The following is a 14324-nucleotide window of genomic DNA, read 5'->3' as shown; positions in this document are numbered from 1 at the left end:
TCAAGGTTTTTCCACTGATTGATTCGCCAGCGGCAACAGCGCAGCGCCGCGCGGCATGAGGTAACCCGTCGCGGTTTGGGGAATCTCAGCCAGAACTGACTCGATCGATGATGCGGGAACCATGCGCATGCGTCGCACGTCTGGTTCCGGCAGCTCCGTGACGATATGAATGCGAAAGCGTTCCGTCTTCGTCAGCAAAGCCCAGGCGGTCTGGCCGTTTACTTCGTAGTGCTCGCGCAGACGCGTCTCCAGCGCGCGCGAATCTTCAGCTTCAAACCATTTCAGAAAGTCCGGCCGGCCCAATCCATCGCTACATTCCGCCAGCAAGACTATCGTGCCGCCATCAACGCACGCGTGGGCAGCCATGTCGAGGGCTTTGTGCGCCTGAATCATGTTGATGTCGTAAGGCGCGCCGCCGCAACTGACGATAACTAAATCACGCTTCTCGGCAATCGTTTGCGAGTGAGTCGCCGTGTAAGCCTCGCACGCGCGCTCGTGCGCGGTTCGCCAATCTCCCGCGAAGACTTGCTCGGGCCGGCCGCGCTCATCAACGATGGTGTTAACGAGAAAGGCTGGATTGATCAGGGCCGCGACTCGCTCGCATTCCTCGCTCACCGCATTGCCTTTCAACAAACCCGAGCCGACCCCGGCCCGGCGCCCACCGCGTTCAAAGTCCAACGCCAGCATGTGCGTCGCTTCGATTGTGCGCGCCGACGCGAGGCCGGGACAGATGGATTTGCGGCCGCCAGTAAATCCCGCGAAGTAGTGAAACCCAACCGCGCCGGTGAGGATCACTTTCGAGAACTCCTTCAGTGCGCTATTCACTTCGATAGGCGTTCCGTGGTCCGTCAATCCGATTTGAACGAGGTTCCTGTGATCCTGGGCGTCGTGATGGATCGTGCGGATGCGCTGCGCAATGAAAGGCGTTAGCAACTCGGCCTTCTCGTGGTCGCGCACCGCCCGGTGAATCCCGGTGGCGAAAATGACCGCGATATCGGAAGGGAAAACTCCGAATTGAATCAGACGCCGAACGAGCAGATTGATTATCTGGGCGCTGCCGGTGGCGCGCGTGGCATCGGACGCGACAATTAGCACCGTGTCGCCGGCGTCGATTAGTTCCGCGAGCGGTGGTGAGTCAATCGGATTGTCGATTGCGTCGCCGATCTCGCCGTCAGTCAGTGGCGCAGCGTGAACCTTGGGAGCGAGAACCTCGAATCGCGCCGGGTCGTAGTCGAAGCTGATTGCATTGCGGCCGTAACCGAATTCAATGGTGGGCATAATTTGGAGTGCGCCGGCAGAGCGAAGCGACGACGGCGCTTTCAGTTCCTATGGCCGACGCATAAATTCCAAAGCGGTGTCGCGCCCCGACCACGCCAGCGCGGCCGCCGCGGTGGGGACCCCGGTGCTTGCCACCGCGCTCCAAAGCTCGCTCCGCTCGCGGGACTTTTCACTCTCGTTCCGATCTAAAGCAGGCGGTGCCGGCGTGACAGAAGTGAAAGGTGTCGTCTTCGAAGTCGGGCGTTTCCATCTGCAACGTTAAGTGATCGACGCCGAAACGATCGTGTAGTTTGGTCCGCAGCTCTTTTAACAGCACCGGCTGTGAAATCGCCTCGGCGTGAATGACATGGGCACTCAACGCCTCGCGACCGGAAGTTATGGTCCAGATGTGCAGATCGTGAACGTCTGAGACTCCGTCCGTTTCCAGGATCGCGTCTTCGACAGCGGCGAGACTAATGTGCGCGGGCGTTCCTTCCAGCAGGATATTCGTGGCTTCGCGGATCAAGTGCCACGAACTCCACACGATGAGCAGCCCAATCAGCATGCCGATGAGCGCATCCGCCGCGTACCACCCTGACAGAGTAATGATCACACCGGCGACAATTGCGCCGACTGAACCCAGCGCGTCGCTCATGATGTGGAGCCAGGCGCCCCGCATGTTCAAATCATCGTGACGTTCGCTATGCAGCAGCCGCGCGCAGATCAGATTGATCGCGAGGCCGCCGGCCGCGACCGCAGTCATCACTCCGCTCTGCACCGGGGTCGGCGCAAACCACCGCAGGTAGGCTTCGTAAAAAATGAACAGCGCAATGAGAATCAGGACGACGCCATTGATGAGTGCCGCAAGAATTTCAAGCCGGTGATATCCAAAAGTCTTTACGGGCGTCGCCGGACGCGAGCCAAACCACACGGCCATCAACGCAAGCGACAGCGCCGCGACGTCGGCAAGCATGTGGCCTGCGTCGGCCATCAAAGCGAGCGAACCGGTCCACCAGCCACCCACCGCTTCAGCGACCATGTACACCGCCGTGAGCAGCGTCACCGAGGCGAGTCGCCGGCGGCTTGTCTGCGCGCGGCCATGACGATGCGCATGATCAGCGTGATGATGGTGATGAGCAGTCACCGCAGCGAGCCCCCGGTACGCATGCCTCTGGCATGCTTGTTGGTTTGGCAAGAGCAAGAAGCACGCGGGACGCGTGCGTATCTTAGAAGCGCACCCATTTCTGGACAAGATTAGCAGATCGATTTGCAGCGGCAAACGCCGATGTGTTGGTGGGTCTCGTGGTCAGCCCTGTGCGATCCTTTGCGACTTTGCCTCCTGGCGTGAAACTATCTTTTTTGAGAACAGGTTGATTTTCGCAAAGGGTCTAAGACGGAAAGACACAGTAGGACCTACGATGTTGATACGGCTTCGGGCGTGCTTACCGTGGAAAACCTTCAGGATGCTAGAATCCTCAGCCTTGCGAGTCATCAAGTTTTACGACCGTAATCTGAAGTGCGTTCATGAGTTTCAATCCTCGCAGCATTCTAGTCATTGATTTCGGCCAGCTCGGCGACGTCGTCATGAGCCTGCCGGCGTTGAGTGCCATCCGCACACGTTTTCCCGAGGCGCGAATTACCGTTGCAGCCGGCAAGCCCAGCTCAGAGATCGTTGAGCTGTCGGGCTATGCCGATGAAATCATCACCGTCGATCGCGTGGCGCTGCGCGATGGCTTCAAGCCGCTTTCGATCTTGCGCATCTTTCAGGTCGTGGGTGATGTGCGCCGGCGACAATTCGACTTTGTCATCGACCTCCACAGCTTTTCCGAAACTAACTTAATGGGATTTCTTTCCGGCGCGTCGAAGCGGCTGTTCGCACGGCGGCCGGGGCGGTCATGGGACTTTCTCGCGAATTTCAAGCCGAAGCCACCCATCGATCGCAACGATCCGGATCAGCACCTGGTCGATCGATATTTGGACGTGCTGAAGCCGCTCGGAATCACGGATACGCCGCGCATTCCGAAAATCAAACCGCGGTCCCAGGACTATGCTGCAATCGATACCTTACTGCGGAAAGCGAAGGCCGAATCGGGGACGCCATTGGTGGGACTGTTTCCCGGCGCGGGCCATCCAAGCAGAGCCTGGCCGCTCGATCGATGGGCCGGGCTGGCCGATTTTCTAATCCGAAACGATGGTGTGCGGCCGCTCGTCTTTATTGGGCCGGAAGAGCGCGCGGTGGCTCAGGACATGCGGCGTCAATTTCCATCGACCAGTGTTTTCCTCGAAAAGCTTTCCATTGGGGAACTAGCTGCCGCCCAGTCGCGCTTGGCTGTTTTTGTTTCGAATGATACGGGGCCGGTCCATATTGCGGCGGCGGTCGGCGCTCCCATCGTGGTTTTGATCGGCAGAACGACGCGGCATGCTTACATTCCCCTGGCGACGGCGGAACGCCTCATTTTCAGCTCAGGGGTGCACACGATCGGCGTCGAGGAAGTTTACGGGGCAACGCGCGAACTGTTTTCCGCGGGCCGCATGGCGACCTTGTTCGCCAGTTAAAGTAACCGCAGCCTTTTCGAATTTATTTGAGAATGATTAGCGCTCGACGTTTTCTGGTGATGCTGACGGCGACTGCCGTACTGATCGGCGGCTGGCTGCTGGCGACCAGGGCGTCGAACGACCCGCAACCTGCCAAAACGGAACCAGCAATAAGCGGCTCCGCAAGCAACACGTCCGTCTCAACGTCAGATTCCGTCCTCACAAAGGAAATCGAACGCATTATTGAGGAAAGCGATTCAGCGCAAGCGCGCTGGGGTGTGTTCATCGCGTCAACAAGGGATGGTCGCGTATTAAGTTCGCGCGATGGCGACCGACGGTTCACGCCGGCTTCGAACATGAAGATTTTTACCACAGCGGTGGCGCTCGACGTGCTCGGCGCGGACTATCGCTGGCGCACCTCGGTCTACTCCGTGCGGCCAATGGATGCGAATGGTGTAGTCGATGGCGATTTGACGTTGTATGGCCGCGGCGCGCCCGATTTTGATTCAAAAGCGAAAGGCGGCTTGCCGGCGCTGGTCGATCAACTTTACGAACGCGGTCTGCGTCGTGTGCGCGGCGGTGTCATCGGGGACGAGAGCTATTTTCGCGCTGAGAATTATGCCGTCGGTTGGCAGTGGAATGATCTCCAGTGGTATTACGGCGCGGAACCCAGCGCGTTGACGATCGATGAAAACAGCGTCGAAGTCACAATCGCTCCCGCTAACAAAGGCGGTTCGGCGGCAAGCGTAGTGGTGAACCCGGACGATAAGTATGTGCGGCTGACAAACAACACCACGACGGGCGCGCGCGACGCGATAACTTCAATCGGCATTCAGCGCGGCTTGTCGAGCAACGAATTGCAGGTTTGGGGAGAGTTTCCCGCCAGCGGCCGTTCATTCTCAGCGTTTCTTTCGGTCCACGATCCGGCGTTACATGCCGCCACGATCTTCAAGCGATTGTTGACCGCGCGCGGGATCCAGGTTGAGGGTGATGCGCGTTCTCGTGATTTTCGCGTCGCTGAAGCTGATCGATTCGATCCACGAACGGCGGTCGAGCTTGCCAACGCCGAGAGCGCGCCGCTAGCTGAAATCGTTCGTGTGACAAATAAAGAGAGCAACAACCTTTTCGCGGAATTGCTTCTCCGCACGCTCGGGAAAGAGCGCGGCTCGACCGTGCCTGATCCTGATCCGCGCAGACATGCGACGCGCGGCGACGATGCGGCCGGGGCGGCGGTGGTTAAGAAATGGTTGAGCGACCACGGCGTCGCAGTTCGTGACCTCGCGATTCATGACGGGTCAGGATTGTCGCGCCTGGATCTCATAACCCCGGAAAGTGCCGTTGGGTTGTTAATCGCTATCGCGCGGTCTTCAGCCGCACCCGCCTTCCGCAATTCTTTGCCGGTTGCAGGTCGCGATGGGACGTTAAGAGGTCGCCTGCAAACGCTGGGCGGAAGAGTCTCAGCCAAGACGGGGTATCTGACTTACACGCATGCCCTGTCGGGCTACATTACGGTGGATGGAGGCGAAGAACTCGCTTTCTCGATCATCTGTAACGACGCCGCGGGACGTGGCCATCCAGGTCAGGTTTTGGATGAAATTGTCCGCCGGATAGCCCGGTCCCAGAGGGCGGGAACGCCAAAAGCCCCTTAATAATGGCTTTTGCGGGAACTGGCAGCCATTGTTGCCTATGGACAAACTCGCTTTAACACAGTAATATTGCCTTCGGAGCGTCTTCTCGGACGTTCACTTGCCCTTACCCCCTCCTCGCTTCTCGCAGGAGCACACACCAATGACCATCAAATTCGGCAGAATTCTCTTTCTAACGTTCTTACTAACCACCCACGCTCTCGTGGTCGCAGCGCAAAGTCCGATGACGGCGAAAGGAAGCGGGTATCAACCGCAGCCGACCTCCGCCGCGAACGAAAACGATCGCACACGCGATGGCTTACTGGGACCAGTAAGACGCATTCGCACAGAAGTAACCAAAGTCAGCACGACCGAAGGAAAGCTGATTGAAAACGGCAAGCGTGTTTTGTTGGAAGCCGCTGAATACGATCTCAAGGGCGTGAAAACGGTAAATCAGTACTTTCCAGTTGCTGGGGCTGCTCCTACCGGCCGTGAAGTCTACAAGTACGACGATAAGGGCAATATCAGTGAGATGACCTTGATGGCATCCGATGGCTCGATGGTCAGTAAAGAGACTTACAAATACGACTACGACTCTCTTGGCAATTGGACGAAGATGACGACTTCAGTGGCGGTGGTTGAGAACGGCACGGTCGCTTTCGAACCGGTCGAAGTTACTTATCGAACCATCTCGTACTATTTGGACGCGAGAATGACGAACTTGCTGCAGCCCGCAAACACTTCAGCGTCCGTCAAGACTCCGGTCACCGGAGCGACAAATGGCGCCAATACAAATCCTAAGCCGTCGCCGCAGCAAACACTGGCGCCACTTCAATTCAGCCGTCGTTCGCCGGTCACCCTTACGGGACAGTATGGTTCGCCCATGTTCGCCGATGTGCGGACCCTATCGTTCACCACCAATCAGAAGGTTCCCGTCGACAGCGCCCCGCCGCCGCCGTCGCCGGCTCCGCGGACAACTGTTTCGCGTGGTGTGCTGAACGGCGCGGCGTTGAGTCTGCCGCCGCCGGTTTACCCGGATAACGCCCGCCGAGCAAGAGTCGAGGGTACAGTGGACGTAGAAGTGGTAATCGACGAGAACGGAAAAGTTTTGTCGGCGAAAGTCATTTCGGGCCCCGCGGCTCTCCGCGACAGCGCGGTCCAGGCGGCCCAACGGGCAAGGTTTACACCTACCAAGTTATCGGGACAGCCGGTGAAAGTCACCGGCAAAATCGTCTACAACTTCAAGTTGGCTAACTAGCATTGGGCCTTCATTTCGCTACTCGCGCCCCAGGGAAATAAAATGTCACTCACCGGAGAACTTAGCGACCTTTCGCTCGCCGAACTAATCGAATTCTTTTGCAACCAGCGAAAAACTGGTCGGCTGAAAGTGACCTATTCCGTCGGTGAGGGTTACTTCTACCTTAAGTCAGGCGCCGTCATTCACGCGAGTTTCGGTGATCTGCGCGGCGTCGACGCGGTCCACTTCGCGTTAACGCAGTCCACCGCGTCGTTCACCTTCAGTGCTGAGTTCGATGCTCCGGAACATTCGATCAATCAACCCTGGACTTCTGTGGTGCTCGAAGGTCTGCGGCGAATGGATGAAGGCATCGTTCCTCCGCAGCCGTCGGCAGCCAGTCTGAAGCAGACTCCGAAAACGGCACCACCGGCACCCACTTTCACGGAAGTTCCTAAAACGGCACCCCCCGCAGCTGTTGAGTCGGTTTCAGCTCCGCTGCCCGTCAAGGCGCAACCGTCGAAAAAGAATTCGACTGATTCGCCTGACGATGTGAAGGCTTTCGGAGTTTTGCTTTCAGGCACAGACCACAACGCATTCACCCGCCGCCGGTGGCATCCGGCCCTGATTGTCACCGCCGTCTTTTTACTGATCGCGGGTGTAGGTATCCCTTGGGCGTTGTACACACGCCAGCAGGCTGCTCGAAAGGCAAGCGAACCGACCACCGCGACCGTCACGACTCCAACACCCGTGGAAACTCCCACACCGGACGAGACTCAATTGGAAGTCGCACCGGCTACTGAGTCTTCAACGGATACCGAAGCCGCAGAGCTTGCGCGGCGTCAGCGCGAGGCGCGGCTGCGAGAACGCGCGAGACTCGAACAGGAATCGGCAGCCAAAGGGACCTCTGCTGCTGCTCAGCCTGGGAACCCAGCACCGCCGGCATCGAACAAAAGAGTCACGGTCCAGGTAACCTATGACGAGAACGGTCGAGTTACCGCGGCATCGGGCGGCGACGCAAATGCCTTGCGCATCGCGCGACAGAAACGTTTCCCGCCTGGTAAGCCAGGGTCGGCGACGATCACAATTCCGATTAACTAGTTTTCGACGAGGAGTTCAGGTAAGGATTAAAGCGCGGGCGGGACCCGCGCTTTTTTTATACGAGCGCGTTCAGTTCCTCTTCGCTTAAGACCGAAGAAGCACCCTTGGCGTGTTCGTAGATTCGATTGACGCGATCGTCGCTGGCTTCTAAGCCACGACTTTCCAGCCAGTACACGACATTGGATTTGCCGCTCATGGGGCCAACTTCGATGACTTGCTTGAGTCCGAACAGTCCCGCCGGCACACCTGAGTAAATCAGATCGGCGAGTTCGGTGTCGCCTTTCCGGTAACTCTTAATCACGGCCGCAGCGTGGACGCCCGTCGCCGTGCGAAATGCATCCTTGCCAAATACCGGATAGTTCAACGGCACCGTCCACTGGCACGCTTCCGCCGCCTTGTCGCAGTATTCGCGCAGGCGCGTAAGGTCGTTATTGATCCAGCCCATTAGCTTCAGATTCACGAGCAGCTGATCCATCGGCGTGTTGCCGACGCGTTCGCCCATGCCGAGTGCCGAACCGTGGACTTGATCGGCGCCGCCTTGAATTGCCGCGATGGTATTGATTACGCCGAGGCCGCGATCCTGATGGCCGTGCCAGTCCAGCCGAATCTTCTCACCCTGTTCATCGATGATTCCGCGCACAAACTTCACGACTTCGCGGGCGCCGTCGGGTGTGGCGTGACCGACTGTGTCGCAGACGCAGACGGCGCGCGCGCCGCAGCGAATTGCCGTCGTGTAAAGCGCGCGAATCGTTTCCGGATCCGCCCGGGTCGTGTCTTCGGTGACGAACATCACCGGCAACCCTTCGCTGACCGCGAGGGTCACGGCCTCTTCCGTCAACTTCAAAAGCTTGTCCAACGTCCACTCTTCAGCGTAAAACCGAATCGGTGATGAGCCGATAAATGTGCACGCCTCGATCGCAATGCCCGCGCGCTGAGAAATTTCGGCAATGGGAATGATGTCATTACGGTGCGTGCGGGCGGCGCAGTTGGGTCGAATCTTCAGCTTCTTATCAACAATTTCGCGCGCCATGGCTTCAACGCCGGCCGCATGAGTTCCGCCCGCGCCCGGCAGGCCGATGTCCGCCGTGTCGATGCCCAGGGCATCCATCAAATGCAGCAGCTCGATCTTCTTTTCGACCGGCGGTTCGCACACGGACGGCGACTGCAATCCGTCGCGCAACGTTTCATCATCAAAGCCAATGTGACGCCCCGGCTTTTGCAGTTGCGGCTCGATCGTGTTCCAGTCGTAGATTAATTCTGAGACCGACATAGGTTGAACTCTCAACGGCATTCGATTACAACAACGCGCGAAGTTGATGTCAACTCGACAATCGCCACGAACAAGAATTGAAAGAATCGCGCTTGGTTCAGACCGGGCGGCGAAGATTATGGCCGTGCGCGCCAGCATCGCGCGCATCGCCGAAATCGACAGCGGATGGCGCGACGCGAGCGTCGTGGCGCGGCCGGTGAAAACGGACGCTCCGGCCATGCCGCTCACGGATTGGGAGTTGATGAGTGGCGCGCGCCAACGCGCGTTGGCGGTGCGCGACCAACTGGTGCAGCAGAGGCTCGAGGTGGATCTGTACGTCGGTCTTGAAGGTGGGTTCCATTCAATCTCGGTCGAAGGCGAGTGGCACACGTTTCTGCGTGGATGGGCGTACGCGACTGATGGCGAGCGCGGCAGCTTTGGGATGTCGCCGTCGATCGAAGTGCCGGACGCGATCGTTAAGGACGTAATAGAGGGGAAGCGTGAATTAGGAATCGTGATCGACGACTTTGCCGGTGTGCGCGATGTGCGAAGCAAACAAGGCGCATGGGGCGTGTTGTCGCGCGACTTGATTACTCGCTCGATGAGCTTCGAAGCGGCATTGATCGCGGCCTTCGCACCGTTTTACAACCGACGGTTGTACGCACCTGAGTAAAAAAGCTCCCCACCCGGCAAAGCCGGAATCAGACACTACCTATAAAATGGGTCTCCGTGCCTCGATGGCCCGCAAAGTGTAAAATCCTTTCATAAATGCGCGTCACCATCGGCCAGATCAATACGACCAACGGAGATTGCGAAGGAAACGTCGGGCGAATCCTCAACGCGATTAAACGGGCAAAGAAGGATCGATCCGATCTCGTCGTCTTTCCTGAAGTAACAATCCAGGGTTACACGTCGTTTGATTGGTTTCTCGATCCGGACGTCGTTCGGCATGCGCTCGATCCCCTGACCAAAATCATTGAAGCGACGGATGGCATTACGGCGATCGTCGGTACAGTCCGTCCGAGCGACCAGCCGACGGGCCGCCGGCTATTCAACTCGGCCGCGGTGATTCGCGATCGGAAGTTGATCGGTTTCGCCGACAAAACGCTTTTGCCGGAGTACGACGTCTTCGACGATCCGCGTTATTTCGAACCTGCGCGTGAACGGCGTCTCTTTGATCTGGACCTCGATGTTTGCTCGCCCGCGAACCCGACAGGTCGGGGTTCCGACGCGACCAAAGTCGGCATTGCCGTCTGCGAAGACTTTTGGAATGACAAGACGTTCTGGAAGGAGCGGCTCTATCAAAACGATCCGGCGCAAGAGCTCATTGAGATGGGCGCGAACCTTCTGGTTTCGATCAACGCGTCGCCCTTCAATAAAGGCAAGATGCGCGTGCGTTGCGACATGGTTTCGCATCGCGCGAAGACTGCACGCGTCCCGATTGTCTTTGTAAACCTGATCGGCGCGAATGACGGAATCATCTTCGACGGCGCCAGCATAATTTCCGATGCGGAAGGCCGAATCGTCCTGCAGGCGCCGCCGTTCGAAGAATTCGTTGAGACGGTCGAGCTTGAGTGCGGCGTTCCCGATGCGCGTTGCCTGTCGGGCGATGACACCGACACCGTGCGTCAGGCGCTGGTGCTCGGGATTCGCGATTACGCGAGCAAGAATGGCTTCAGCAAGGCGGTATTCGGGCTGTCGGGCGGCATTGATTCGACTCTGGTTGCCGCGCTCGCGTGTGAAGCGATCGGGCCGGAAAACGTGCTGGCCGTGATGATGCCATCACCCTACAGTTCTCGCTCAAGCATTGACGATTCAGTTGAACTTTCGCGACGGCTCGGAATGACAGTAATCGAACGGCCGATCAACGACGCGTTTGACGCATTGCGGAACGAGCTTGACCTGCCGGAAGCCGGCAAGACAACCGACCGCGCGCTCGAGATTGCCGTCGAGAATCTGCAGTCGCGTCTGCGTGGAAATATTCTGATGACAATGTCGAATGCCGAAGGCCGGCTGTTGCTTTCGACCGGCAACAAGTCTGAGCTGGCCCTCGGTTACTGCACGCTGTATGGCGACACTAATGGCGGCCTCGCGGTGCTGGGCGACGTGCTTAAGACGGAAGTTTACGAGCTGGCGCGGCTATACAATCGCGAACGCGAAATCATTCCTGAATCAATTATTAACAAGCGGCCGTCAGCCGAGCTGGCGCCGGGCCAATTTGACGATCAGTCTTTGCCGCCGTACGACAAACTCGACCCGGTGCTGAAGCTTTATTTCGAGCAGAAACAATCGCCGGAAGAGATCGTGGCCGCCGGTCACGAGCCTGCGCTGGTTTACGACATTCTCAATCGTGTCGAATCGCCGGCCAACGAGTTTAAGCGGCGGCAGTTGCCACCCACACTTATCATTTCGCGAAACGCGATTGGCATCGGACGCCGCCGGCCGATCAGCCATCGTTATCGCCGTGACCAAAGATCGTGGTGCGCCGGTGTGGTTGGGCAAGCCTAACCGGATTAGTCATAATAAACAGAATTGAAAGGTGACATCATGAAGAGAAAAGCATTCATTCTGGCGATCGCGCTCGTCGCGTTTATTAACGTCGTGACGTTCGCGCAAACCCCGACACCAAGCCCAACCCCTCAGCAACCCAAGCTGGCCCCGGATGAGGGAAAGCTGGTCGACAAGATAACCGCAGCACCTGACCCAGCCGCAAAACTCGCGGCTGCGGCTGAACTGATAAAGAAGTACCCGAAGACCGCGATCCGCGATCAGGTCGTACTGGAGCTCGCCAATAAAATTCGGGAAGTGAAAGATCCGGCCCAGAAGCTGACGCTGGCGCAACAGCTTCAAACTATGTTCAGCACTCCGGCCGATGAAACAACGGTTATGCCGGTGGTTGTCGATGCTTTGGCCGACGCGAATCAGCTCGACCAGGCATTCACTAAAGGTTCAGATTTCCTGACGCGCCATCCGGAAGCGATAGAAGTCTTGGTTGAGCTGGTATCTATCGGCACTGAGCAGGCGAAAAAGCAAAATACAAAGTTTATCGATCAATCAATTCGCTATGGTACGCAAGCGATCGCGTTGGCCGATGCCAACAAGAAGCCGGCGGACTTTGACGAGGCCAGCTGGCAGCGATTCAAAGCGACCACTGTGCCCTCGCTGCACCAGTCACTGGGTCTGCTTTATATGATTAAGGGCTCTTCAGCGGAAGCCAAGGCGCAATACGTAAAGGCGTCTCAGATCGCGCCGTCCGATCCCTTCAACTTTGTAATGATCGCAGCGTTGCTGAACGACGAGTACCAGGCGGCAGCGAAGACCTATCAATCGATGGCGGCGGGCGCGCCCAAAGACGCACAACTGAAAAAAGTCGAAGCGCTGCTCGACACGGTGATCGATGCGTACGCTCACGCGATCGCGCTGTCGGAAGGAAACGCGGCGTTGGCGCAGGTGCGGCAACAGTATCTTCAGGATCTCGAGAACTACTACAAATACCGGCACAACAATTCGACCACCGGGATGCAGCAGTTGATCGACAAATACAAACCCGCGCCCAAGCCGTAACGGCGCTTGTTAGAGTACCGACTTTAGTCGGGGTTTTGTTTCGGAAGTGCCCAACTGAAGTTGGTACTCTGACGCCGCACTAATCCGAAAGGATCAGCAACTCTCTTACCTGTGCTAACATCGCGCCCGATGGCGGAGAACTCTGTCACGCGCGATCTCGGGCGCGAATTTCTTACCTATATCCAGGTCGAGAAAGGTCTCTCACGCAACACTCTCCAGAATTATGCCCGCGACATTAGCCGGCTGAAGACCTGGGCTGACACCAAACGAAAGCGAATTGAACAGCTCGAACGGAAAGATCTGCGCGAGTGGATTGCGTCAATGTCGCGGGAAGGCCTGGCGCCGTCGTCGATCGCCCGTGCGGTCAGCGCGGCCCGCGGCTTCTTTCGTTTCCTGATGCTGGATCGGCACGTGCAACGCGATCCCACAGAAGACATTCACACCCCGCAACGCAGCTCACACCTGCCGAAGTTCCTGACTGAAGAAGAGATGGAGCGTTTGCTGCGCGCGCCCGACATCAAAATCGACGTGGGCGTGCGCGATCGAGCGATGCTCGAGGTGATGTACGCAGCCGGCTTGCGCGTTTCGGAAATGTGCGGACTGCGCGTCGCGGATGTCGATTTGGATGGCGCGATCGTCACGTGTCACGGGAAGGGAAGCAAACAGCGCCGCATCCCGATTGGCAAAAGCGCCGTGCATTGGCTACAGCGATACATCGCTGTACGCGATCGCTTGGGCAGCAACAATCCGATTTTGTTTCTGAATCGCGGCCGCGCACTGACGCGCCAATTAGCATGGAGCATCATCAAGACCCACGCGGCGACAGCAGAGGTGCCCGACATCTCGCCGCACACTCTGCGGCACAGCTTTGGGACGCACCTGATGCAGCACGGCGCGGACTCGCGGTCAGTGCAGGCATTGCTCGGCCATAGCGATATTTCAACGACTGAGATCTACACCCATATCACCGACTTGCACATGCGCAAGGCGTACGATCGGTTCCATCCGCGGGCGCGTGCTGCGGGTGGAACCAAGACTAAGTGAAGATGTGAAGTCAGTACCATCCCCGTGAGGGGATGGAGCAAAGAGTCAATCAAACATGGTAGATCGATCGTATGACCCATCCGCTCACGCGGATGGTACTGGCCTCAAGGCCACCACCGAAGTTACGCGCACGTACCTCGAGATGCGCGATCCGTCTGAACTGCTAGCGGCAAAGCTCGAAGATCCGTTAATCAGCATCGAGCTGCAGCAGGACTGTCCCATCGAGTTGTTTCGCTGGCTTTACGTGGAAGTCGGCCGAAACTATCACTGGATTGATCGTCTGCCGTGGACCGACGACGATATTCGCGCGCACCTGGCGCAATCCGAGATTTCCGTATGGGTGATGACTTACGACAAAGAGCGGGCGGGATATTTTGAACTGAGAAAATGTGAAGACGGCTCAACTGAGGTGGCTTACTTTGGATTGCTTCCGCAATTCCTCGGTCGCGGACTCGGCAAGCATCTGTTGACGTCGGCGACGCAACAGGCCTGGGCGGACGGCGCGAACCGAGTGTGGCTGCACACCTGCACGCTGGATGATCCCGCCGCGTTACCTAATTATTTGAAACGCGGGTTTCGGCCGTTCAAAACTGAGAAGTACGAAGTGGAATCAGTGAGCAGTGAGCGGTGAGCGGTGAGTAGGATAATAGACGCGGAGACCGGAGCTAGGAAGAAGAAGTCAGTTTCTTCCGCATTGCGCTGCTCGAGCTCAACC

The 14324-nt window shown here is 57.8% G+C and carries 12 protein-coding genes; 9 read left to right on the top strand and 3 right to left on the bottom strand.

Annotation, left to right across the window (positions count from 1 at the left end; genetic code table 11):
* Together larA and VFX97_08910 are read right to left on the bottom strand one after the other, a co-directional pair.
* Positions 1–1278: a nickel-dependent lactate racemase gene (larA, locus tag VFX97_08915; GenBank protein ID HEX5703303.1), complete on the bottom strand. Its 1278-nt coding sequence runs from the start codon at positions 1276–1278 to the stop codon at positions 1–3.
* A 169-nt stretch (positions 1279–1447) separates the two neighbouring features.
* Positions 1448–2401 (bottom strand): cation diffusion facilitator family transporter, encoded by a 954-nt coding sequence (locus VFX97_08910; protein HEX5703302.1) that lies wholly within the window; start codon positions 2399–2401, stop codon positions 1448–1450.
* Between the two features lie 380 nt (positions 2402–2781).
* Between VFX97_08910 and VFX97_08905 the strand changes: the two genes are divergently transcribed.
* The 4 genes from VFX97_08905 to VFX97_08890 all read left to right on the top strand — a co-directional run bounded on the left by VFX97_08905 (position 2782) and on the right by VFX97_08890 (position 7752).
* Positions 2782–3813, top strand: a complete 1032-nt coding sequence (locus VFX97_08905; GenBank protein HEX5703301.1) for a glycosyltransferase family 9 protein — start codon at positions 2782–2784, stop codon at positions 3811–3813.
* Between the two features lie 32 nt (positions 3814–3845).
* The gene (gene dacB, locus VFX97_08900) at positions 3846–5441 is read left to right on the top strand and encodes a D-alanyl-D-alanine carboxypeptidase/D-alanyl-D-alanine-endopeptidase (GenBank protein HEX5703300.1); all 1596 of its coding nucleotides are present in this window, start codon (positions 3846–3848) and stop codon (positions 5439–5441) included.
* A 139-nt stretch (positions 5442–5580) separates the two neighbouring features.
* Positions 5581–6675 (top strand): energy transducer TonB, encoded by a 1095-nt coding sequence (locus tag VFX97_08895; GenBank protein HEX5703299.1) that lies wholly within the window; start codon positions 5581–5583, stop codon positions 6673–6675.
* A gap of 42 nt (positions 6676–6717) precedes the next feature.
* A complete protein-coding gene (locus tag VFX97_08890; GenBank protein ID HEX5703298.1) occupies positions 6718–7752 on the top strand; it encodes a DUF4388 domain-containing protein in 1035 nt (344 codons plus the stop codon).
* 55 nt (positions 7753–7807) lie between these two features.
* On the opposite strand, the gene VFX97_08885 is transcribed toward VFX97_08890, so the two are convergent.
* Entirely contained in the window at positions 7808–9022 is a 1215-nt protein-coding gene (locus VFX97_08885) for a LeuA family protein (GenBank protein ID HEX5703297.1), read from the bottom strand.
* A 46-nt stretch (positions 9023–9068) separates the two neighbouring features.
* Here VFX97_08885 and VFX97_08880 point away from each other — a divergent pair, with 46 nt between their 5' ends.
* The 5 genes from VFX97_08880 (at position 9069) to VFX97_08860 (ending at position 14240) form a co-directional block, all read left to right on the top strand.
* Positions 9069–9674, top strand: a complete 606-nt coding sequence (locus VFX97_08880) for an inosine/xanthosine triphosphatase (GenBank protein ID HEX5703296.1) — start codon at positions 9069–9071, stop codon at positions 9672–9674.
* Positions 9675–9769: 95 nt separating this feature from the next.
* Positions 9770–11509 (top strand): NAD+ synthase, encoded by a 1740-nt coding sequence (locus tag VFX97_08875; GenBank protein ID HEX5703295.1) that lies wholly within the window; start codon positions 9770–9772, stop codon positions 11507–11509.
* A 39-nt stretch (positions 11510–11548) separates the two neighbouring features.
* A complete protein-coding gene (locus VFX97_08870; protein HEX5703294.1) occupies positions 11549–12565 on the top strand; it encodes a hypothetical protein in 1017 nt (338 codons plus the stop codon).
* Positions 12566–12694: 129 nt separating this feature from the next.
* Positions 12695–13609 carry a site-specific tyrosine recombinase XerD gene (gene xerD / locus VFX97_08865; GenBank protein ID HEX5703293.1) on the top strand — a complete coding sequence of 305 codons (915 nt, stop codon included), beginning with the start codon at positions 12695–12697 and terminating at the stop codon, positions 13607–13609.
* A gap of 55 nt (positions 13610–13664) precedes the next feature.
* Positions 13665–14240 (top strand): GNAT family N-acetyltransferase, encoded by a 576-nt coding sequence (locus VFX97_08860; protein HEX5703292.1) that lies wholly within the window; start codon positions 13665–13667, stop codon positions 14238–14240.
* The last annotated feature ends 84 nt before the right edge of the window (positions 14241–14324 follow it).

It is taken from the genome of Pyrinomonadaceae bacterium (assembly GCA_036277115.1).
GTDB lineage: Bacteria > Acidobacteriota > Blastocatellia > Pyrinomonadales > Pyrinomonadaceae > UBA11740.
Note: the sequence above shows the minus strand (reverse complement) of the source record. Positions and strands in the feature narration are given on the sequence as shown.

Coding starts and splice junctions, on each gene's coding strand:
- VFX97_08905 (HEX5703301.1), top strand. CDS start 2,782: ATGAGTTTCAATCCTCGCAGCATTCTAGTCATTGATTTCGGCCAGCTC.
- VFX97_08860 (HEX5703292.1), top strand. CDS start 13,665: ATGGTAGATCGATCGTATGACCCATCCGCTCACGCGGATGGTACTGGC.
- larA (HEX5703303.1), bottom strand. CDS start 1,278: ATGCCCACCATTGAATTCGGTTACGGCCGCAATGCAATCAGCTTCGAC.
- xerD (HEX5703293.1), top strand. CDS start 12,695: ATGGCGGAGAACTCTGTCACGCGCGATCTCGGGCGCGAATTTCTTACC.
- VFX97_08890 (HEX5703298.1), top strand. CDS start 6,718: ATGTCACTCACCGGAGAACTTAGCGACCTTTCGCTCGCCGAACTAATC.
- VFX97_08875 (HEX5703295.1), top strand. CDS start 9,770: ATGCGCGTCACCATCGGCCAGATCAATACGACCAACGGAGATTGCGAA.
- VFX97_08895 (HEX5703299.1), top strand. CDS start 5,581: ATGACCATCAAATTCGGCAGAATTCTCTTTCTAACGTTCTTACTAACC.
- VFX97_08870 (HEX5703294.1), top strand. CDS start 11,549: ATGAAGAGAAAAGCATTCATTCTGGCGATCGCGCTCGTCGCGTTTATT.
- dacB (HEX5703300.1), top strand. CDS start 3,846: ATGATTAGCGCTCGACGTTTTCTGGTGATGCTGACGGCGACTGCCGTA.
- VFX97_08880 (HEX5703296.1), top strand. CDS start 9,069: ATGTCAACTCGACAATCGCCACGAACAAGAATTGAAAGAATCGCGCTT.
- VFX97_08885 (HEX5703297.1), bottom strand. CDS start 9,022: ATGTCGGTCTCAGAATTAATCTACGACTGGAACACGATCGAGCCGCAA.